The sequence below is a fragment of the Acetobacter sp. genome (assembly GCF_047723915.1).
Taxonomy (GTDB): domain Bacteria; phylum Pseudomonadota; class Alphaproteobacteria; order Acetobacterales; family Acetobacteraceae; genus Acetobacter.
The window spans coordinates 1-20661 of sequence record NZ_JBDOBQ010000019.1 but is presented as its reverse complement, the minus strand read 5'-3'; the positions used below and the strand labels follow the sequence as shown (position 1 = coordinate 20661).

Genomic DNA, 20661 nt, shown 5'->3' with positions numbered 1-20661 from the left:
GTCGCCTGCGGACCGTGCCAGGGGCAGGGGGAATGACTTGTCGGCTTTTGCAATCATTGTCATGAACTCCTGGCCGGAAGAGATAACCCCGCACGTGCTGGCCTGTATGGCGCCACATTCAGGACAGTGGCGAAAATTCCCTAAAAAAACCTGCACGATTGCCGATATTGCGTAAAATACCCTGCCTGCCCCCTGTTACCCATGCGCAGGGAAGTGGCGCAAAATCCGATCGCCTTGAGTTGTGATCATGATCCCGCTGTCAGGGCTTTCATATACCGCATTGCGGGACCATGTCTGACGGGAGAGGGTGCTTGATTGGCGGATATGCCCATCTGTTAGGAAAAAATTGTGGAATGCAGGCTAAATAAACAAAGAACGGCTCATAGGGGCAGGCAATAAAAACGGAACCGCAATCACTATGGCAAAGCCTGGATTTTATGCAATAAATTTCACGGAAATAAAACGTGATATCGGATTTTTGGATATGAACATGATTTCTTAATAAATTTATGATGTGGAGTGCGCGCGCCCGCCATGTAGCGGGCATGATCGCACAAAATAGTTTCACTCGTCTTAACGTCGGGCATGTGAAACGGTTTTGTCGCGGTGTGGCGTTTTTCCAGCAAGGCAGAGAAAGCCATATTGCCCGGGACGATGTTCAAGGACCGGTCCGGTCAGCTTTTATGGTCTGCCTGCATAGGTTTTTACGCGCGATGTTGCACGGCGCAGCAGACCGGAACGGGTGGGGGGTATTATTTATGCAGTGGGTGCCGATATCGGATATTCAAAATATCCAGTCTGTATAAATTTTGGATATTTCCCAAGTGACGGGTCTGCGACGGGACTGTTATATTGCTTTTGCTGTCGTTTGGCTCAGGGAAAGGAAAAATTCCGAGCGTGATGTCTTTGACGTCGGCGGTCGTTTTAATTGTGTTTTTATTTGACTTGACAGTGGAGCAATGACACGGCGGTAACAGCCTGCGATTTGATGCACCGCCGTGGCAACGCGACCACACGCCGCCCCGGACTCTGCCAAGGCCTGATTCAAGAATAGGTATTTGTGTGAGCACTTCCCCCCCCATTCTGGGTTCGTCTCAACGACTGCGGGCCCGATTGAGATCCCTGCTGCCCTATGCCCTGCCGGTGCTGACGGTTGTGTCGTGTGGGGCGGCGATCGAAGTGCACGACTATTACCATGCCAGGACCGAAGTGGCGGAGGAGGCCCTGCGCGACAGTCAGGCCTATGCCAGCCTGATCGCGGACAGGCTGAATACCCGTTTTACCGAGCTTGATGTCGCCTCGGCGGAGCTTCTGGCACCGCATGCCAACCCGGCGGCGCCGTCCCCCCAGGTTGAAGAGGCGCTGCGTCGGTACCTGCTGTCGCGGTCGTCACCGCATACGTTCAATGTCCTCTCCCCCGACGGGGAGACAATCCAGTGGTCGACAGCCCCCCTGGTCAACCGCACAGTCTCGAAAATCCAGGATTTTTCTTCTCTTCCCCATAGTGTCGACCACCTTCTGGGGCGCGTGCACCTGCGGGACGGGACGAAAGAGGCCGTTCTGCCCATGCGCGTGCATGGCGATACAGACGACCATGCCGGGTATTTCCTGGCGTCGCCTTATCCGCTGAACCGTCTGCTCGACGTTCAGGAACTGCCGTCCGATTATCGTCAGGGTTGGTCCTTCACGCTCAAGGACAACAGGGACGGCACATCCGTCAGCCGCTGGCTGGACCCGCGCGGCGGGGAACCCGCGGCCCCCGTCGAAGCCGGGACCACGGTGGTATCGACCCCGGTGGGGGATTATCCGTTCAGTGTGGAAGCGGACATTGCCCCCAGTCGCGTGTGGCGGACCTATGAAAAGGAAGCCCCTTCCCGCTGGGGGGTGGAGGCGCTGGCCTTCGCGGTGCTGCTGACTGCTGGCGTTCTGGTGATTCGCCGCCGCGAGCGTGAGCAGATGCAGCATCTGACACGGCTGACCGAATTCAACAGTTTCATGGCGCAGATCAACCAGTGCGTGAGCCAGGCAGTGGATGAAGAAACCCTGCTGCGCGAAATCTGCGACATGGCCATTCATTACGCCCATCTCAAGATCGCCTTCATCGGCCGTCCGGATGAAAGCAAGGCTCTCCAGATTCTGGCCGTGGGCGGGCCGCCCGACTGCATGAAGGGCGTGTCCATTTCCATCGACCCCAACCTGCCCGAAGGGCGCGGCAGCGTGGGGCGGGTCTGGCGCGGCGGGCAGCCGATTTTCAACGCCTCCTTCACCACGACGGAGTATACACAGCCCTGGCAGGACTGGGCCATGCGCCAGGGGGTGCGGTCCAATGCGGTACTGCCCATCTACCGTGACAGGCGCGTCTGGGCGGTGCTCAGCGTCTATCACGAGCAGGCGCATGTGTTCGACAGCCAGTTGCAGGCCCTGCTGCGTGAAATTTCCGCCGATATTTCCAACGGGCTGGAGCAGCTTTACAACCGTCGCCTGCAAAAGGCCCTGCTGGACAATTCGGTGGTGGGTATTCTGCTGGTCCGTGATCGCGTCATCCAGATGACCAACACCCGGGTTGCGCAGATGCTTGGCGTAAGCCCGGATTCGTTTCTCAACCAGTCGGCGGAAATGCTTTACGCCGACCGGCATGAATATGACCGCGTGGGGGGCATTTACGAGCAGCTCCGCGCGGAGGGTGAAGTGCGGGTGACCAGCGTGCGGCTGTCCCGGCCTGACGGGCGGATCATGATCGCCGATTTTTCCGGTGTTCAGCTTCGCGACCTCAACGGCAATGTCTCGGTCTGGACGATAGAGGACGTGACCAGCCGTGACGTGGCGCAGCGTCTGTACCACGCGCTGATCAATACCGCGGATGCCGTCCTCCAGGCGTCAAGCGATACGGAAATGTGCGACCGGGCCTGCGCCGATCTGGTGCAGGATACGCTGTTCCACGCGGTCTGGATCGGGCAGGTGACGGCTGACGACCGGATCAGTGTCGTCGCCCATGCCGGGGAAGGCACGGGCGGGCTGGAACAGCTCGATATCCGCGTCAGCCAGCCCGGCAGCGCATCGCTGGTTGCGGCCCGGGCCTGGAACCAGCAGACCCTGGCCTACAGCAACGATGAACTGGGCGACCATGCGGACGCCCCCTGGTACGATTTCCTCAACGACAATCAGTGGCGTGCCGTACTGGCCACCCCCATCTGGCGTGGCGGCTCGATCTGGGCTGTCATCAGCTTCGTATCACCCCAGGCCATGGTGTTCGACGCGCAGAGCATTGCCCTGTGCCAGCGTGTTGCCCAGTTGCTGGGCCATGCGCTCGATACGCTGGACGCCAAGCAGCGGGTTGAAAAACTCCAGGTCGAGGAATCGCTGCGTGCCCGCCATGACCTGCTGACCGGCCTGCCCAACCGTCTGGCGCTGGAGGAATACATGCCCCAGGCCCTGGCGCGGGCCCGCAGGCGTGGCACGGCCGTGGGCGTGTGCATGCTCGACCTGGACGATTTCAAGATCGTCAACGACAGTTACGGCCATGAAGCGGGTGACAGGTTGCTGCAGGAGCTTGCCGCCCGCGTGCAGCTTGGGCTGCGGCAGACCGATTACGTCGCCCGTCTGGGCGGGGATGAGTTCGTTGTCATCCTTGAAGATCTGGATGCGCTGCTGCCGGTAACGCAGGCCACCACGGTGCTGAACCAGTTGCACGTCGCGGTGGAAACACCCTTCCAGGTCCGTGCCGACGCGTTCGCCACCGTGGGCATGACACTGGGACTTGCGTTCTACCCGCTGGATGGCGATGACCCGGACAGCCTGCTCCGCCGTGCCGATGCCGCCATGTACCAGTCCAAGGAAACCAAGGCCACCCGCAAGACCTGGTGGTGCCTGGCAAGTGCCACATCCGCACGGCAGGCGACGGACAGCATACCCGAGCCAGTAACCTTCAACGCCTATGGTCCGGAAGCCGCGGAACTGCTGACCCGCGCCAAGACGTTCCTGACCCAGATCCGTCAGGATTTTGTCGAGCGTTTTTACGAAATCGTCTGGGAAATGAGCGAGGGCAAACGCATTCTGTCCTCCCTCTCCCCCGAAAAGCTCGAGCGGCTCAAGCAGAGACAGGTTGCCCATCTGGGTTTTCTGCTGGCCCCCGACACCACCCAGAAGGATATTGTCACCGTTGCCGAAAGGCTGGGAGAAGTTCACGCGCTTTCCGGTATGGGGGCGGCGCTGCTCAGCGAATCCTACAGCATCTACCGGCGTCTGCTCATAGACAGTCTCGATAATGCGATGCTGCGGGCATATGATCGCTACCATATCCTGCTGACGACAGAAATCCGCCTTCAGGATGACAAGGGCACGCAGCTTGAGGCCGGGCAGGCCATAGAGCAGGCCTATTTCTCCCTGCTGTCCGACCCGCTGCCCGCGATCGACAGCGTCTGGCCCGACGCCAGTGCGCGCGGGATGGAGGATCTGGCCAGACTGCCCGGTATCCAGGCCGTGCTGCTGTTCCGCATGGACCCGTCGGGGCATCTGGTGGTGGAAGGCAGCGCGGGTTCGAAGGCCCTGGATCTGATAGACGTCCTGAAAGATTCGATGGGGTATACGGTTTTCGACACCCAGACAGCGTTCGGGCAGTCGGTGACCGCCATGGCCTGGCGGACCCGGCAGCGGCAGAGCTGTGCGTCCTACGCACAGGATTCCCGCCTGACTGTCTGGCGCGATGTCATGGAGCGGCTGGGTATTTCTTCGTCCATCAGTATTCCGATCAAGCAGGAAGAAGAACAGGTGGCCGCCGTACTGACCGTGTTCGGCGTCTATCCCAGCCAGTTCGAATCCCTGATGATGCAGCAGTTCGCCCGTGGCCTGCAGCGGTGCTGGGAACAGGTGCTGCAACGCTGCTATTCGCGGCGCGCCCCGGCCGTGACGGAGGAACGTTCCTGCCAGTTGCGCGAACGTCTTTTTTCGGGCGGGCTGCGCATGTATGTGCAGCCGGTCGTGAACCTGAGAACCGGCGCCCTGCTGGAGGTGGAAGCCCTGGCCCGCCTGCAGGACGAGAACGGCGAGATTATTTCCCCCGCTGTTTTTCTTCCGCTGCTGGGGCGTAACGAACTGGACCGGCTGTTCCATCTGGGGCTGGAGCAGATTCTGGCGCGCGTGAAGGAATGGGACGGGGAAGGGCTTGGTGTCAGTCTCGCGATCAACATGCCGCCGACCTACCTGCTCAACGCCGAAGGCCCCCGCTGGGTTGGCGATACGCTCAGGACCTATGGCATGGCGGCCAGTCGCCTGACGATCGAACTGCTGGAAACCCAGAGTATCGACCCGGCCCTGCAAAGTGCTGTCATCCAGCGTTTCAAGGCGCTGGGCGTACGCGTCGCCATTGACGATCTGGGTTCGGGGTATAGCAGCCTGCTGCGTCTTTCATCCCTGCCGTTCGACATCATCAAGATCGATCAGGGGCTGCTCAAACACATCCGCAGGACGCCGTTGCAGACATTCAGCATGGTCAAGTCGGTGCTGGATATGGGGGCAGACTTCCGGGATGTCGTCGTGGCGGAAGGGCTGGAGGATGACGAGGTGATCGAGGCGATCCGTCATCTGGGGGGCACTTACGGGCAGGGGTACGGCATAGCCCGGCCTATGCCCGATACCGATTTTCCCGCCTGGTACCGCGCCTACAGAGCGGCCCTGGCCGATCGGACCGCACCTGCCAACGAGGTTAAGTGTGCGCTGGGCGCTCTGGCCTATCACTGGATGGCGACGCGTGGCGGGCAGGATCTGACCGAAAAATCCGTCGATGACTGTCCGATCACCCGCTGGCTGGCGGCATCCGGGCTGGTCGGCAGCCAGGCGGCGCACTGGCATGATCAGTGTCATCGCGGGCCCGCGCCACTGGAAGCGTCGCGCAGGTTTACCGAATGGCTGCTGGAGCAGATCGTGACATCGTCTGACAGGCAATACCCCGCCATTACGGGAACCTGACACCCAGCGCTATCCCGGGTGCGTCAACGAATGTGCTCTTGCCCGTATCGGGGCGGGGCTGTTGTCTGCCCACCGGGCATGAACCGGGCATGAACCGGGCAAGGCGGGCCGGGGCTGCCAAAGTGGCTGGGGCCGGGGTGGTCAGGCCTCGCAGCCCGGTCAGGAATAATGCCATTCCCTCGTAACGGGGCCGCCCACACCCGCAACAGGGTCCGATGCGGGAAAGGGCAGGGTCAGCAGGCGTGCGCGCTGCGTGCTGTCCGGGGCCTGGCGGACAATGTCGAAGTCCTGCCCCGGCGGGTAGGCGCCCACAACCGCGAAGTCAGCATCCGCTTCCAGCTTCTTGTGGCCGGTGCCTGCGGGCAGCAGGACGATATCGCCCGCCCTGACATTGACCTCCCGCCCACCCGGGCCACCCAGCATCAGCCGGGCCGATCCACCGTAAAAGCCCAGAACCTCGTGCCCCAGCGTATGATAATGGTGAAAAGGGTAAACGCCGTTGCGCCATTGCGGGGGCCAGCCATTGCGCTGGAACAGGTCCTCGAAAGCGGCTGCCGGGTCGTCCCCCGTAACGGGTAGTGCGTTGCGATAGACAAGAATCGGCAGTTTCTGGTTGTTGGGCACCCAGTCATTGGCGGCCAGAAAAAAGCTGTCGACCTTGGCGGGTGTGGCGGTTCCCTGCGCGCGAACGCGACCGCCCCCCAGGGCCAGCCCCAGTCCGGCCAGCGTTGCGTTGAAGATGCGACGTTCCATGGGGTCCTGTCCTTCATGCGTTCGTCGGGATGTGCGATGTCACCTGATCCGGCATGGATTTTCAACAGGTTTTCACCAAAGGGTGAAGAGGGGACTGTCTTTCCCCGTATACGGCGCGCAGGTGGTGGCAGGTGCTGAATGGCAGGCTTTGCGCCAGCGTGTGCGCCCCGGTGTAAAGCAGGGGCGGCGCGAATGGTTTCATGCCCTGTCGTCGTGTTGTGACTTATCTTGCGTTCCGTCATGGTTTTTACTAGATCGGGCTGAGAGCGAAGGCGTGTCCGATGAGCGATCGGGCGGAGAGCAAGCAGTATGGCAAGCAGCGTGCAAGAGTGCCTGGCCGACACAAAATCTGTCTCGACAGGGTTCAGGGAAAGACGCCTTTACGGCGTCGTGCTGATTACGCTTTCGACCGTGTTATGGAGCACGGCGGGATTTTTCGTGCGTGAACTGAACATGGATGTCTGGAGCACGGTCGCGTGGCGGTCCCTGTTCGGCTTCATGCTGCTGTTCCCCCTTTCCTTCATTCTGCGTGGCCGCGCGCTGCTGCGCCTGCGCGATAGCGTTGGGCTGGGTGGGCTGCTGAGCATTCCCATCATGGCTGTGTCCGTGTTCGGCTACGTTCAGGCATTGCAGTTGACCAGTGTGGCCAACGTCATGGTTGTTTACGCAACCGTTCCGTTTCTGGCGGCGGGTCTTGCCTTTGTCGTGCTGGGCGAACGACCCGGCCTGCGCTCGCTCTGCGCCGCCGGCGTTGCGATCGCGGGCGTGGTCATCATGGTGGGGTCGGCCACCAGCATGTCGGATCTGGCGGGTAATCTCTTTGCTTTTGTCATGACCCTGGGGTTCGCGGCCTCCATGGTCATTGCCCGGCGCTGGACCGGTTACGACGCCATGCTGGTAACGGCGTTATCCAGCGGTTTTGGCGCGATTGTCTGTTTTGGCGCAGCCTTTGTCACGCTGCCATCCGTGCCCATGCCCACCATGACGCAGCTTGCGCTGCTGTTCGTGTTCAGCCTGGCGACGCAGAGCGTAAGCTACCTGTTCTTTCTCGAAGGCAGCCGGCACGTGCCCTCATCCGAGGCCGGGTTGATCACCCTGCTCGATGTCGTGCTGGGGCCGCTATGGGTCTGGCTTGTTTTTGGCGAAAAACCGGCAACCCCGGCCCTGATCGGCGGCGCGCTGGTTCTGCTGTCGGTGGTGGGGTATCTCGTTGCCGCACCCCGCGCCCGTTCGGCCTGAACCGGCAGCGGCGTAAGCGGGCGGATTGTTCTGCCCGCAGGCCCCAGCCCCGCAGACTTCAGCCCCATCGGCGCCGGGCCTGTGCATGAAATGCTTCCGGGCGTTGCCGTATCATGCGGCTGCCTGTTCCGCGTACGGGATGTTTATGCCGCACGCCCCGGCCCACCCTGTCGGGTGTGGCCGGGTATAGACGTTACCGGTCCAGCCAGGAGGCCACGGGCAGGTTCTTCTCGCGCAGGAATTCGGGGTTGAACAGTTTGGATTCATAGCGTGCGCCGCCATCGGCCAGGATGGTGACAATGCGGTGCCCCGGCCCCAGCCTGCGCGCAGTACGAATGGCCGCCGCCACGTTAATGCCCGATGACCCACCGACCGAAAGCCCTTCCTCGCCCAGCAGGCTGTAGATGATCTCCAGCGCCTCGGGGTCGGGAATGCGCTCGGCGTCGTCTATGGGGGCGCCTTCAAGGTTGGCGGTCACGCGGGACTGGCCAATACCCTCGGTAATGGACGAGCCTTCAACGGACAGGTCATTGTTCTTGACCCAGCCATACAGGCCCGATCCTTCAGGGTCGGCCAGAACGATGCGGGGTGGGGTCACGCCGTCACGGGCCGCGGCGTCATGCAGGCCCAGAGCTATGCCGGCCAGCGTTCCGCCTGTACCGCAGGCGCAGGTGAACGCATCCACCCTGCCACCTGCCTGCTGCCAGATCTCCTGCGCCGTGGTGGCGCGGTGGCCTTCGCGGTTGGCAAGGTTGTCGAACTGGTTGGCCCAGACCCAGCCGTTTTCTTCCGCCAGGCGGCGCGAGACATGGACGTAATTGCCGGGGTCGCGAAAAGGCTTGGCGGGCACAAGGCGCAGATCGGCCCCGATCATGCGTAGAAAGCCGATTTTCTCGCGGCTCTGGGTTTCGGGCATGACGATCACGCACCGATAGCCTCGCGCATTGGCCACCAGCGTCAGCCCGATGCCGGTATTGCCAGCCGTGCCTTCGACCAGCGTACCCCCGGGTTTGAGAACGCCCCGGCGTTCGGCATCGTTGATAATGGCCAGTGCCGCGCGGTCCTTGACCGAACCGCCGGGGTTCATGAACTCGGCCTTGCCGTAAATCTCGCACCCCGTGGCGGCTGACGCCTTGCGCAGCAGGATAAGGGGCGTGCCCCCGACGGCTGCGGGCATGTCGGCGGACAAGCTGGTCCAGCCAGGGTGGGAGACAGGAGCGGCGTTCTGGGTCATGGGATCTGCCTTGATGACTATGGACCGAAATGGAACGACCGGGACCGGCACCCGCCTTTCCAACGGGGATTTGCCCTGCCCGGCATGGGCGGAGCGATCAGGGGCGTGGCCAGGGGCGCGGTGTCATGCTTCCTGCCCTTATGCCGCGCAGCACAGGGCGCGTGGTTTTACTGACCCGCATCGGGTTCCGCCTCGGCGTCGTATAACACTTCCAGCACGGCGCACCAAGGATAGCGCGGATCGTAGCTGGCGCCGTCAGCCCCGGACAGGCGGCCCTGCGTGTCTGTGGGGACATGCGTCAGGGTCACGGCGTCGTCGATATTGCCGCCGATAATGCTGATCTGGTGGCCAAAGGGCGGGCCGTTCTGGCCGGTGGCCACCACGTAGCCACAATGGGCGGGAAAGCCGTAGCTGGTGGGCAGGCTGGCGAAACGGATGGTCTGCTTGCTGCTGCCGCGCGCGACACAGACCAGATCACCCGTCTTGGGTGTGTAGGCGGCCGGGTCCCGTGCGCGCAGTATAGGCGACTGTCCGGAGGCCGCGGCGTTGATATAGGTGGCATGGTTGGGGGAATACGGAAAGCGTTCGTTCGCGCCCGCCACGCGCATGACATAGGAAATAAAGGCCGCCGACCAGGCATAGATGCCGTCATGCACGAAATTGGTGACCTGCCCGTTTCCGTCGTGTTTGCCGCTCCATGACGCCTCGGTCATGCTGGGGTCCATACCGATCCACCAGTATTCGCCCACACGCTGCCAAAGGCCGGGTGCGCGCTCGGGCTTGAGTGCTGAAGACTGGGGTTCGGGACGCAGTTCGGGGTCGTCGTCATTGACGGGGCTGCCGAACAGCCGCCATTCGCGCATCGCGATGGCCACGACATCCTGACGGTTGAACGGTTCGAAATTCCGGGTCGCAAAATCGGGAACGTGGCCGCCACTGGCGCTGACATCGCCCAGGTTCCTGGTCCATCGTGCGGCTGGCTGGTGGGGTGATACGGGTTGTGGGGTGCAGGCCGCAAGGCCCAGTGTTGTCAGCAGGATGGCGGCAAATGGACGTGACATGTCGTCTCCATACCAGAACGGGCCCCGGCCCGGCCGAAGCAGTGCGCCAGAACGCCGCCTGCTCCATGAAGAGGCGCAGCACCCGAAAGGGGTGCGGTTGGACGGTCTTGCCTTTTCTCTTTACCGCAGCCAACCCCGTTTTGCCCAGACCGGCTTTGGCGGGGTGGGCCATGCGCTGCGTGGTCATGTGTTCAGGGGCTGTTCTGGCATGCTCCTGGCATGGTCCGGGCGGTGCATGGGGCTACGCCGCCGGGTGGTGCGCAGTGTGCGGGCTGGGTGAGGCCTGCGTGCAGGCCCCGGTATTGTCAGCCGTCTGTATCCACAGTGACATCCGCCACGCGGCCCTGCACGCAGGCAAGCGCATCGGCCGGGGGCAGGGCCACCACAAGGCCACGACCACCACCGTTGATGTAGAGCCTGTCCAGCGTGTTCAGCCGGGCGTCGAACACGACAGGCACGGCTGTGCGGGCACCGAACGGGCTGATCCCGCCAACCTTGAAACCGGTGAGCGCTTCCGCTTTTTCAGCTCCCAGCATGCGGGCATTGCGCCCGCCGAACAGCGCCGCCACTTTCTTGAGATCCATTTTCAGGTGTACGGGAATGGCGACGCACACCACGGTCGACTTGTCGATTTCGACCATGAGCGTCTTGAACACCTTGTCCTGTTCAATGCCGATCCCCTCGGCCGCGTGCAGCCCGATCTTGCCCGGGTCGGACACGTAGTCATAATCATGCACGGCAAAGGCAATGCCATGTGCTGCAAGAAACCGCGTTGTCGGGGTGTCTGGTGTTTCTGACATGCCTGCCTCGTTCGGCTCATGCCGGCTTTTGGCCTTGGGCGGGTAAAAGCCGGGGTTGAAAGGTGCCTGTAATCCTGCGCAGCGCTTTTACGCTGTGCCGCTGGCGGCCTGCCGGCCCTGTTCGGGAAAGAGCGAAAGCAGTCCGGCCTGTGTCGCGGGGCAGCAGCCTTTTTCGGTAATCAGCCCCGTGACAAGCCGTGCGGGCGTTACGTCAAAAGCCGGGTTGGCTGCGGCGCTGCCGTCGGGGGTGATCTGTACGCGTGTGACCTGGCCGCTGTCATCGCGGCCCGCGACATGGGTGATTTCGGCGCCGGCACGCTCCTCGATGGGAATTTCCGTGATCCCGTCGGCAACCGTCCAGTCAATGGTGGTGGAGGGCAGGGCCACCCAGAACGGAATGGCGTTGTCCTGCGCTGCCAACGCCTTGAGATACGTGCCGATCTTGTTGGCGACGTCGCCCGTGCGGGTCACGCGGTCGGTGCCGACGATTACGATATCGACCTGTCCGTGCTGCATCAGATGCCCGCCGGCATTGTCGGCAATGACCGTATGTGCAACGCCATGGCTGCCCAGTTCCCAGGCGGTCAGTGCCGCACCCTGGTTGCGGGGGCGCGTTTCATCGACCCAGACATGCACATTCAGCCCTTCGTCATGGGCCATGTAGATGGGGGCCAGCGCCGTACCCCAGTCGACGGTCGCAATCCAGCCCGCATTGCAGTGGGTCAGGATATTGATCTGTTTCTGCGGGCCATGTTTCGCGGCAAGGGCACGCAGCAGCTCCAGTCCGTGGCGGCCTATGGCCTCGTTCTGGGCGGCGTCCTCGTCGCAGATCAGCGCGGCCTGGGCATAGGCGGCCCGTGCGCGGTCCCCGGCGGGCAGGGGGCGCAGGTGGTTCAGCATTCTTTCAATGGCCCAGCGCAGGTTTATCGCGGTGGGGCGGGTGGCCGCCAGCATGGCGGCGGTGTCTTCCAGCGTTGCGTCGTCGGCCTGGCTGCGCAGCGCCAGCGCCAGCCCGTATGCCGCCACCGCCCCGATCAGCGGTGCGCCACGGACCTGCATGGTCTTGATGGCGTGGGCAACCTGCCCGGCGGTGGTCAGGGTCAGCACATCCAGTGCGAAGGGAAGGCGGGTCTGATCGAAAATATGGACGGACCAGCCGTCTTTTTCATCGATCCATACGCTGCGGTACGGGATGCCGTTAATTTTCATGGCGGGACTCTTATGCAGGAAATGAAGAAAGACTGCTCAATATTAAGGCGACTTGCCGGTAGGGGGCAACAGGGGGGTATGGAAGAACCGGTCGGGAGGGGGGCCGGGCCTGCCGACACCCCCATAAAACGAGAACAGTAAGAGAACATAGTGTGCGGCAATGCTTGGGGGTGGGGTTTATTTGTGAAACACGCCTAGTATTTTTTGCATTTCTTTCAATTTTTGTTATGTAGAGAGAGAAATGGTCAGGTATCTGTTATCACAGGTGCATCTCCGGAATAAGGTCCTGCTGCATCAGGATTTTAAAACTCTTTTATAAAAACAGCGTCTTTTCAATAAGACCTCGTAAGGACAGTACGCATGAGCGAGACAAAAAAACGCCGCAAGACGGTTGAAGCCGCCCCGGCCCCGGTTGCCGAAACACCCCGCCCCGCCGCCAAAAAGCGGGCTCCCCGGGCAAAAGCAGCCATTGTGGAAGAAATTTTCGAAGTGGATGTATCCCCCGTTGACGCGGTGGTCGAAACCGCGTCCGCCCCGGCTGGCGCCCGCAAGTCCGCTCGGGCCGAAAAACCCGTGAAAGCGGCTCCTGCTTCCCGCAAGAAGGTGGCGACCCCTGCCGCCCCCAAAGCAGCCAAGGCCGTCAAGGTTGCCGAAGCTGAAAAACCCGCCCGCCCGGTCCGTGCCGCCAAAGCCGCGAAACCTGTCGTAAAAGACACCCCCCCTGCCAAGGCAGTCCCTGCCCGTGCCCGCAAGGCTGCCAAGCCGCAGGACAGTGTAGAGGCCGCGCCGGTTGCAGCACCCCGTGGCCGCAAGTCCGCCAAGGTGGATGCTGCCAAGCCTGTCGCCAAGGCGGCCGCACCGGCCAAGCCTGCGGCCAAATCCGCCGGGGCCAAGGGTGTTTCCGTAAAAGCGGCCCCAGCCAAGCCGGTTTCCGGCAAGGCGGCACCCGTTGCCAAACCCAAGGCCGTCAAGGCCAAACCCGTCAAGGCTCCGGCTGTGGCAGCCAGCAAGGCAGCTCCTGCCCGTCGTGCCGCCGCCGCGGATAAGGAAGAAAGCCTCAAGCATCTTTCCGCCGTGGACAAGCTGCGTCATGTCCAGGAACGTCGCCGTCGCAAGCGCTATGAGCGTCTGGCGACGGAAGCTGCGACCGCGGAAGCTGAAAAGGCGGCCCCCGCCCGCAAGCGCAAGGCCGCTCCCGCCAAGCGTCCCCGTGCGCCCAAGGCCTGATGACCTGACGGCACGACCTGTGATCCGGCCTTTCGGGGCTGGGTGACAGACGACCTTTCGAACTCATGCGTTCCGGTCATGGAATGGCCCCGCCAGTAAAGGCGGGGCCATTTTTTATGGGCCTTCGCCCGGCAAAAGGGGGCGTATGGCCGAAGGTTTTTTTCCGTGATACGACATTGCGGCCTGTTTTAAGGCAATATCGCACCGCCTGCGGGTCATGCGGAATGTTATGTGACGTTGCGTGCCGCGCGTGGGGGGCGTCTCATTTAATGGGCCAGGGGGTATTCGCCGGGCCGTATTGTCCCGTTAATTTCTGCTCTTTTGATGGCCCGGTATTTTGGGTGCTGCCCGGTTACGGGGCGGGGCGTACGAATCCCCCTTGCATAAACCCCGTTCAAGCCAAGTGTTTTTGGCATCGGCTTGTGGGATCTTGCTGGCGGGTTTTGCCCCGGCTTACGGCTTACGGCTTACGGCTTACGGCTTACGGCTTACTGGCTCAACTTGCGTTTGCGGGCAGGTGGTCAGGGGCCAGGTCGGCTGCGGCGCGCAATTCGCCCACGATCTGGCCGTTCCAGTTTTTCAGTGTCCTGCGCATGAAATGTTGCAGCCTGGCACTTTCGAGTTTGCCGAACCGGCTGATCAGTGCAGCGGCTGCGGCTTCTGCCGCGCGAATGCCACCGTCACGACATTTTATGGCAATGCCCAGCCCCTGCGTGGGGAGTGTCACGGTCATGACGCCTTCCGCCCCCATTTTGGTCAGGGCATAGGGGGCCACGTCCTGCATGACCAGCGTGTCGAACTGGCCGGTGCCCGCCACCATGAACGGGTTGGCGGCAATGGCCGTCCGCAGCCGGGCCGCGGCTGCGGCATGGTCGGCGTTCAGCCCTGCGCCGGTGCCCAAACGCGCAAAACCCAGTGCCAGCGCTGGCAGGGGAATGGCCCATGTCGGAATGGCGCAGCCATCCACCCCTCTGTTGTCCTGCGTATGGGCCGCTCCCGTTACGGCTGTCAGGGTGCTGGCCATGGTCTGCATGACCGGGTGTTCAGGCCGCGCATAATGTTCCGGGTCCACGCCTGTCGCACAGGACAGGCAGATAAACCCGGCATGCTTGCCCGAGCAGCAGTTGTGCAGGGCGCAGGCGTCCTGCCCTGCGGCGGCCAGCGCGCGGGCACTTGTGGTATCCAGCGGCCAGTGTGTGCCGCATTCCAATGCGGTATAATCGCGCCCGGTGCGGGCCAGCATGTCGGCGGCCAGCGCCACATGAGCGGGTTCCCCCTGGTGGGAGGCACAGGCCAGGGCCAGTGCGGCGTCGCTCAGGCCATACCGGTCGGCGGCTCCGCTTGCGACCAGCGGCAGGGCCATGAAGGCCTTGACCGTGGAGCGCGGGAAAACCGGGGTTGTGACATCCCCGGCAGAAAACACGACCCCGCCATGGGCGTCCACCACCACCGCCGCGCCATAATGGCGGGATTCCACCCGACCGCCGCGCGTTGTTTCGGCCAAAAGCACATCATCCGCCATGCAAGAGATCCCGTTCTGGTGGCGCGGTCAGTTTCCGCTCAGCAGGTAGCACCGCGCCGCAAATTCCGCCGAATGGTCCGGTTCGGGCTCCAGCGCCTGGGCCACCATGGCGCGTCTCAGGCGAAGGACCACGTTGGAGCATGGCGCCTCGTCTGTCACGTTTTCCGCCAGTTTGGCAAGCCATGGGCCTATGCCGTCGCGCTCGGTCAGCATGATGGGGGTAGCGCGGCTCAGTTTCAGGCCATGGGCAAGAAAATGCGCCGCCTCTTCATCCGTGGTGACAAGGTAGAGGCAGGCGTCGTTTCCGTCGCCTGTGGCGGCCTGTCCTTTTGCCTGTGCCGGGCGGCTGGTCCGGCCCATCATAAGGGTGGAGGCGGGTACGGGGGCCAGCCGGAGTTCATCCGGGGTGAAATGGCTGCGGGGCAAGGCGGGCAACGGCAGGGAGAACAGGTCCGGAGGGTCCTGCCGTGCCGATGGTGGCAGGGGCGGGGTACCGGTGGGGGGGCCCGGCCTGCCCTTCAATCTGCTGCCCGATGGGCCATCTGGGCCATCATTATGTCCGCCAGCAAGCCTGCCACCAAGCTTGCCACCAAGCTTGCCAGTAAACCTGTGGGCAGCGGTGGCGGGTGATATGCCAGCGTGTTTGCCAGTTGGTGTGCCATAGGGCGTGTCAGAGGATGTGCCGGCGGGTAAGGCCGCGGATAAATCAGCCGCCGTACGGGCGGAAGGGGCGCGCTTTTTTTGGCTGGCCGGAGCCGGGTGCTGCTGCGTTGCGCCTGTCAGGCCGGGTGCGGTCTGCAGGGTGGCTGGCGGTATTTTGCGCGCGCGGGTGGCCGGTCTGCGGCTTGTCCGCCTTTGCGCCCGTGCCGGGTCGGGTGCCGTGTCGCATCCGGTATCGAAGCCGGGAAAGCAGGGCTGGGCGGAAAAATGCGCGCGCGGCATGAATGACCTATCGATCGTGTTCTTTCGCCGCATCGTGCGGGGGGGTGTTGCGCGCGGTTGCGGCGCACTGCGCGCACAGCCCCTCCACTTCGACCGAGGCGCTGTGCATTGTAAAACTCTTGTCCTGGCAAATGGTTCTGAGCAGGTCGAGAATGGCCGTGGCATTGGCAATTTCCGTCACAGCGCCGCAGGCACTACAGATCAGGAACTGTGCCGTGTGCATGGATGCCGCCTGCGCGGGGTCCATGGGCTGGGCGGCGTGCTGGCAATGTCCGGCATGGCTGTGGCCTGTGGTGTCATGGTCGCAGCAGTCGGCCGCGCTGTCGGGGGCGTCGTGCAGCAGGTGCGTGCAGGGCACAAAGGCGGACAGGCGTTCGATCCGGTGGATCAGCCCGTGTTCGAGCAGAAAGTCCAGCGCGCGGTAGACCGTTGGCGGGGCCGGGCGGCCGCTGGCGTGTTTGAGCTGTTCGAGCAGGTCATACGCGCCCACGGGTGTGCTGGCGCGCAGGATCAGGCCCAGAACGTCGCGGCGCTGCGGGGTCATGCGACCGCCCTGGTTGGCGCAGAGCCGTGTGGCGTAGTCCAGTTGCTGGCGCGTGCGGGCCGAAAAACCGTAAACGTCCGCGCCGGGTGTAGCGTGCTGCGATGTGCTTGGCATGTTCGTCTTCCGTTCTCATTTTCTCTCTAGCGTAACCAAGCCCTGGGGGGAAGGCCAGATACGCGCGCGGGGAGGTGACGGGCGGAAAAATTTAATGTAACATTATTACATACATCGGGAGTGTTCAGGACAGACATGGCTTTACTTACGCGCCATAGGCTTGCCGAGTGGCTGCGTGCCATGGCTGGTGCGGCATATACCCCCATGCGGGCGCTGGCCGCCGTGCTTGTCATGGCCGGTGCGCCGGGCCCTGCGCGTGGGGCCGGGGTGGCTCCGGTGTTTTCCGTTGTCGCGGCGGAAAACAGTTGGGGCGATCTGGCGGCGCAGGTCGCGGGGCCAGATGTGACTGTCACCACCCTGCTGGCCTCCCCTCTGGCAGATCCCCATGTGTATGAACCCACCCCTGACGATGCCCGCCACATTGCTGATGCCACGCTGGTCGTGGCCAATGGCGCAGGGTACGATTCGTGGGTGGACAGGCTTGTCGCCAGTGCCGGCCTGCCCGCGGCCCGCTATGTGCGGGCCGATTCCTGGCCGGGCTGGCATGACGGAGGCAATGCGCATCTCTGGTTCGATCTGGACGCGGCAGCGGCGTTCGTGCGCCATTTTACCTTGGCCTGCCAGCAGGTGGACCCTGCCCATGCCAGCGCCTATGCCGCGCGGGCGGCGGATGTTCTGGCCAGTATCGACCGGCTCGACCGGCAGGTGCGCGGCCTGGCTGTGCGGGTTGGTGGCCTGCATGTCGCCGCGACCGAGCCTCTTTTTACCCCGCTGGCCGAGCGTATGGGGCTGGTGATGGAAGAACGCGCCTACCAGCTCGCGGTCATGAATGGGGTGGAACCCGCACCCGCCGTGGTGGCCGCGTTCGAGACCGATCTGGCTGAGCACAGGCTGCGGCTTGTTGCGTATAACCGGCAGGTGGTCGAACCTTCGGTCGAACGCGTGCTCGATCTGGCGCGGTCGGCCCATGTGCCCCTGTTGCCACTGACCGAGACAATGCCAGAAGGCCTGCACTGGCAGGGCTGGATACGCATGACGGCGGAACAGGCCGCCCACCTGCTGGAGCCCCACCCATGAGCCATGCAGCGCCCACCCCCGCGCTGGAAGCATGCAGGCTGAGTGTCATGAGGCAGGGGCGGCTGGTGCTCGATTCGGTCAGTTTTGAGGTGCCCGCAGGTAGTTTTGTGGGCGTGCTGGGCGGCAATGGTGCTGGAAAAACCACCCTGTTCCGCGCCATTCTGGGGCTGGAAGCGGCGGTTGCGGGCACGGTTCGGGTTGAGGGGCGCGTGGCTGGGCACCGTGCCCGTGGCGCGCAGGCAGGCATTGGCTACATGCCGCAGATGCGCAGGCTGGTCGCCGGGCAGTTGAGCGGGTGGCACATGGTGGCCGCGGCCCTTGGCGGCGGCGTGCCGGGCCTGCCCTGGTACGGGCGGGCGGCCCGCGCCAGGGTGGATGCCGCACTGCATGCGGTGGACGCCGGAGCACTTGCCCACCGCCCGCTGGCCAGTCTTTCAGGCGGGGAGCGCCAGCGTCTGCTTCTGGCCCAGACCCTGCTGGACGAACCGCGCATTCTGCTGCTGGACGAACCGCTGGCCAGCCTGGACCCGGCCCGTATGCGCGAGACCGCCCGCCGTATCCACGATCTGGCCCGCGCTCGCGGGTTGACGGTGCTCATGTCCACGCATGACATCAACCCCCTGCACGGGTTCATGGATCATGTGCTGTATCTGGCGCATGGTAAGGCGCTGCTCGGCCCGGTGGATGAGGTCATGACCACCCCGGCCCTGAGCGCGCTATACGGTGCGCCGGTGGAGGTCATTCACGCCCGGGGGCGTGTGTTCGTGGTGGCCGAAGGGGGCGGGGATACATTGCATTCATGCGATTGCGCGGGACATATGGCCTGATGCTCGCTTATGACTTCATGCGTTCGGCCTTCATGGCGGCGTTTTTCGTGTCGGTCGTCTGTGGGCCTGTGGGGTGGTTTCTGGTCCTGCGCGGGCAGAGCTTTGCCAGCCATGCCCTGTCCCATGTCGGGTTTGCCGGGGCTGCAGCGGCCCTGCTGGCCGGGCAGCCCGCCGTTACAGGCTTTGGGGCGAGTGCCGTGCTGAGCGGTATTGCCATGGGGCTGGCGGGTGAACGGATCATGGGGCGGGACGTGACAATCGGTCTCGTGCTGTCGCTGGCCATGGGGCTGGGGGCGTTGTGCCTGCATTTTCTAACCCGCTCCGCCGGAGCCGCCACATCGCTCCTGTTCGGGGATATCCTGGGTATTGCCCATGCGACCCTGTGGTGGCTGGCCGGGCTTTCGGCCGCGTGCCTGGCAGGCCTTGCCCTTATGGCGCGCCCCTTGCTGTTTGCCTCGCTCCAGCCCGATGTGGCGGAGGCAAAGGGCGTATCGCTGCGGGGGCTCGATATCCTGTTCCTGTCTCTTGTGGCGCTGGCCACGGCCGAATGCGCGCAGATTACAGGAGCCCTGCTGGTTTTTACCCTGATGATCGCACCGGCGGCGGCCGTGCTGCGGCTGGGGCTGGCACCGGTGGCTGGCATGGCGGCGGCGGCGGGGCTGGCGCTGGCGGAATCGTGGGCGGGGCTTGCCCTGTCATGGCAAAGCGGTTTTCCCGCCGTGTTCTGGATCGCGGCGCTGGGCTGCGGAGCCTGTGGCGCGGCATTTGGCGTTGCCCGCGCTCTGGGGCGCTAATTCGGGGCGCTAATGCGGCGGGCTGGTCCGGGGGGCATCATCAGTCTGCCGCGTCAGGCAGGCTGCCAGGCGGCAATATCAGGCCTGCAAGGCGTAAAATGGCGCGGGGCTGCGCCGGTATGGGCTAACGGGGGATCGACCAGCCCAGCCAGGACCATAGTCCCACGAATACGAGCAACATCCCCTGCATGACGATAAGGGCCCGCCCGGTCATGATCGGTACATGCACCCCGTCATCCTCCGCCGTGGTGCCAGCCTGCCGTGACGCGTCATTTCGCCGCAGGCCGGGGCGTTGCATGCCGTCTGGCATGGGCAGTGCTGCGGGAATCACTTTGCGGAGCGCTGGGGGCAGGGGTGTCATGGGCGGAACCTCGTGGCTGGCGGGGGCGCCGGGTTGGTTATCCCGGCGCAAGGCGCCGTCGCGGTATGGTCAGGCCGAAACGGTGGGCAATGTGTGGTAGGCGCGGTTGAAATACATCAGCCCGCCATGGGTTTCGTGGCTGCGCAGGGCCTCCACAATACCGAACATCACGCTATGGGTGCCGACTTCGACAATCTGGCTCACACGGCAGTCGAACGTCGCCACGGCTTCGTTCAGCACGGGGGCTCCGGTCACAAGGCTGGTCCAGTGTCCCTGGGCAAAGCGTTCGGCCATGGTGAAGGGGCTGGCGAAATGTCCTGCCAGGGCCTGCTGCGGGCCGGCCAGCACGTTCACGCACAGGGCGCTGCCTTCATGGAATGCGGCGCGGGCGCGGCTGTTGCGGTTCAGGCAGACAAGCAGGGTTGGCGGGGTATCCGTGACCGAACACACGGCCGAGGCCGTAAAGCCGACAGGGGCCTCAAGCGTTCCTGTGGTAATAATGTTCACAGCTGCGCCAAGTTTGGCCATTGTATCGCGATAGGCGCTGGTCTCGGGGGCCAACATCTGCTCTCCTTTTCATACGAATGCGGAATTGTTTTTGTGCATGAAATGAAGAGGAAAGCAATGACGGAAGATGCCCTTTCTGGCACCACGAGCGTCAGGACCCTGCGTCAGGGGCATTTGGGCCGGATCATTCTGGACCGTCCCGCCAAGCTGAACGCGCTGGACGCCGATACGGCGGCGGGGATCAGCCGCGTGCTGGATGCCTGGACGACGGAGCCCGGCGTGCGCCAGATCCTGCTTGAAAGCAGCAGTGCCCGCGCTTTCTGCGCTGGCGGGGACCTTAAAACCATTCGTGAGGTGCTGCTGGATTCTGGTCCGGATGAAGGCTTTGCCCGCATGGACAAGGCGTATGCCACCATGCTGCAACTGGCCCGCTCCACCAAGCCGGTCGTGTCCTTTCTGGACGGGATTGTCATGGGTGGGGGGGTG

Annotated in this window: 18 protein-coding genes; 8 read left to right on the top strand and 10 right to left on the bottom strand. The window is 63.4% G+C overall.

Translation table 11 applies throughout. The annotated features are described in order from the left end of the window. Nucleotides 1-1062 precede the first annotated feature (1062 nt). Complete coding sequence (locus ABF990_RS10545) at nt 1063-5964, top strand: EAL domain-containing protein (RefSeq protein WP_415500543.1); 4902 nt, start codon at nt 1063-1065, stop codon at nt 5962-5964. Nucleotides 5965-6123: 159 nt separating this feature from the next. Here ABF990_RS10545 and ABF990_RS10540 read toward each other — a convergent pair whose 3' ends face one another. After that, nucleotides 6124-6717, bottom strand: a complete 594-nt coding sequence (locus tag ABF990_RS10540; protein WP_415491844.1) for a cupin — start codon at nt 6715-6717, stop codon at nt 6124-6126. 309 nt (nt 6718-7026) lie between these two features. Between ABF990_RS10540 and ABF990_RS10535 the strand changes: the two genes are divergently transcribed. After that, nucleotides 7027-7956 carry a DMT family transporter gene (locus ABF990_RS10535; protein WP_415506603.1) on the top strand — a complete coding sequence of 310 codons (930 nt, stop codon included), beginning with the start codon at nt 7027-7029 and terminating at the stop codon, nt 7954-7956. Between the two features lie 193 nt (nt 7957-8149). Here the strand turns inward: ABF990_RS10535 and ABF990_RS10530 are convergent, their stop codons facing one another. Together ABF990_RS10530 and ABF990_RS10525 are read right to left on the bottom strand one after the other, a co-directional pair. Continuing rightward, complete coding sequence (locus ABF990_RS10530; RefSeq protein WP_415491841.1) at nt 8150-9190, bottom strand: cysteine synthase A; 1041 nt, start codon at nt 9188-9190, stop codon at nt 8150-8152. A 167-nt stretch (nt 9191-9357) separates the two neighbouring features. Further along, nucleotides 9358-10251, bottom strand: a complete 894-nt coding sequence (locus ABF990_RS10525; protein WP_415491840.1) for a DUF2272 domain-containing protein — start codon at nt 10249-10251, stop codon at nt 9358-9360. On the opposite strand from ABF990_RS10525, the gene ABF990_RS10520 reads away from it, so the two are divergent. Next, nucleotides 10250-10531, top strand: coding sequence for a hypothetical protein (locus ABF990_RS10520; protein ID WP_415491839.1), 282 nt, complete (start codon nt 10250-10252; stop codon nt 10529-10531). The genes ABF990_RS10525 and ABF990_RS10520 overlap by 2 nt on opposite strands. A gap of 25 nt (nt 10532-10556) precedes the next feature. Here the strand turns inward: ABF990_RS10520 and ABF990_RS10515 are convergent, their stop codons facing one another. Then, complete coding sequence (locus ABF990_RS10515) at nt 10557-11051, bottom strand: YbaK/EbsC family protein (protein ID WP_415491838.1); 495 nt, start codon at nt 11049-11051, stop codon at nt 10557-10559. Between the two features lie 87 nt (nt 11052-11138). Next, on the bottom strand, nt 11139-12260 hold the full coding sequence (mtnA, locus tag ABF990_RS10510) for an S-methyl-5-thioribose-1-phosphate isomerase (RefSeq protein ID WP_415491837.1): 1122 nt from the start codon (nt 12258-12260) through the stop codon (nt 11139-11141). Between the two features lie 360 nt (nt 12261-12620). Here mtnA and ABF990_RS10505 point away from each other — a divergent pair, with 360 nt between their 5' ends. Continuing rightward, the gene (locus ABF990_RS10505; RefSeq protein ID WP_415506602.1) at nt 12621-13487 is read left to right on the top strand and encodes a hypothetical protein; all 867 of its coding nucleotides are present in this window, start codon (nt 12621-12623) and stop codon (nt 13485-13487) included. A 496-nt stretch (nt 13488-13983) separates the two neighbouring features. On the opposite strand, the gene ABF990_RS10500 is transcribed toward ABF990_RS10505, so the two are convergent. The 3 genes from ABF990_RS10500 to ABF990_RS10490 are packed head-to-tail and all read right to left on the bottom strand — an operon-like array spanning nt 13984 to nt 16609. Further along, complete coding sequence (locus tag ABF990_RS10500) at nt 13984-15009, bottom strand: asparaginase (protein WP_415492437.1); 1026 nt, start codon at nt 15007-15009, stop codon at nt 13984-13986. 27 nt (nt 15010-15036) lie between these two features. Further along, on the bottom strand, nt 15037-15951 hold the full coding sequence (locus tag ABF990_RS10495) for a hypothetical protein (RefSeq protein WP_415492436.1): 915 nt from the start codon (nt 15949-15951) through the stop codon (nt 15037-15039). A 7-nt stretch (nt 15952-15958) separates the two neighbouring features. After that, nucleotides 15959-16609: a transcriptional repressor gene (locus ABF990_RS10490; protein ID WP_415492435.1), complete on the bottom strand. Its 651-nt coding sequence runs from the start codon at nt 16607-16609 to the stop codon at nt 15959-15961. Nucleotides 16610-16744: 135 nt separating this feature from the next. Between ABF990_RS10490 and ABF990_RS10485 the strand changes: the two genes are divergently transcribed. The 3 genes from ABF990_RS10485 to ABF990_RS10475 are packed head-to-tail and all read left to right on the top strand — an operon-like array spanning nt 16745 to nt 19307. Further along, a complete protein-coding gene (locus ABF990_RS10485) occupies nt 16745-17686 on the top strand; it encodes a metal ABC transporter solute-binding protein, Zn/Mn family (protein WP_415492434.1) in 942 nt (313 codons plus the stop codon). Then, nucleotides 17683-18513 carry a metal ABC transporter ATP-binding protein gene (locus tag ABF990_RS10480; RefSeq protein WP_415492433.1) on the top strand — a complete coding sequence of 277 codons (831 nt, stop codon included), beginning with the start codon at nt 17683-17685 and terminating at the stop codon, nt 18511-18513. Before ABF990_RS10485 ends, ABF990_RS10480 begins: the two co-directional genes overlap by 4 nt. Then, nucleotides 18513-19307: a metal ABC transporter permease gene (locus ABF990_RS10475; RefSeq protein WP_415492432.1), complete on the top strand. Its 795-nt coding sequence runs from the start codon at nt 18513-18515 to the stop codon at nt 19305-19307. Before ABF990_RS10480 ends, ABF990_RS10475 begins: the two co-directional genes overlap by 1 nt. A gap of 124 nt (nt 19308-19431) precedes the next feature. Here the strand turns inward: ABF990_RS10475 and ABF990_RS10470 are convergent, their stop codons facing one another. Together ABF990_RS10470 and ABF990_RS10465 are read right to left on the bottom strand one after the other, a co-directional pair. After that, nucleotides 19432-19668: a hypothetical protein gene (locus ABF990_RS10470; protein WP_415492431.1), complete on the bottom strand. Its 237-nt coding sequence runs from the start codon at nt 19666-19668 to the stop codon at nt 19432-19434. A 69-nt stretch (nt 19669-19737) separates the two neighbouring features. Then, the gene (locus ABF990_RS10465; RefSeq protein WP_415492430.1) at nt 19738-20232 is read right to left on the bottom strand and encodes a flavin reductase; all 495 of its coding nucleotides are present in this window, start codon (nt 20230-20232) and stop codon (nt 19738-19740) included. A gap of 60 nt (nt 20233-20292) precedes the next feature. Here ABF990_RS10465 and ABF990_RS10460 point away from each other — a divergent pair. Further along, nucleotides 20293-20661, top strand: a 369-nt coding sequence (locus ABF990_RS10460; protein ID WP_415506601.1) for an enoyl-CoA hydratase/isomerase family protein, incomplete at its 3' end; no start/stop codon positions are given.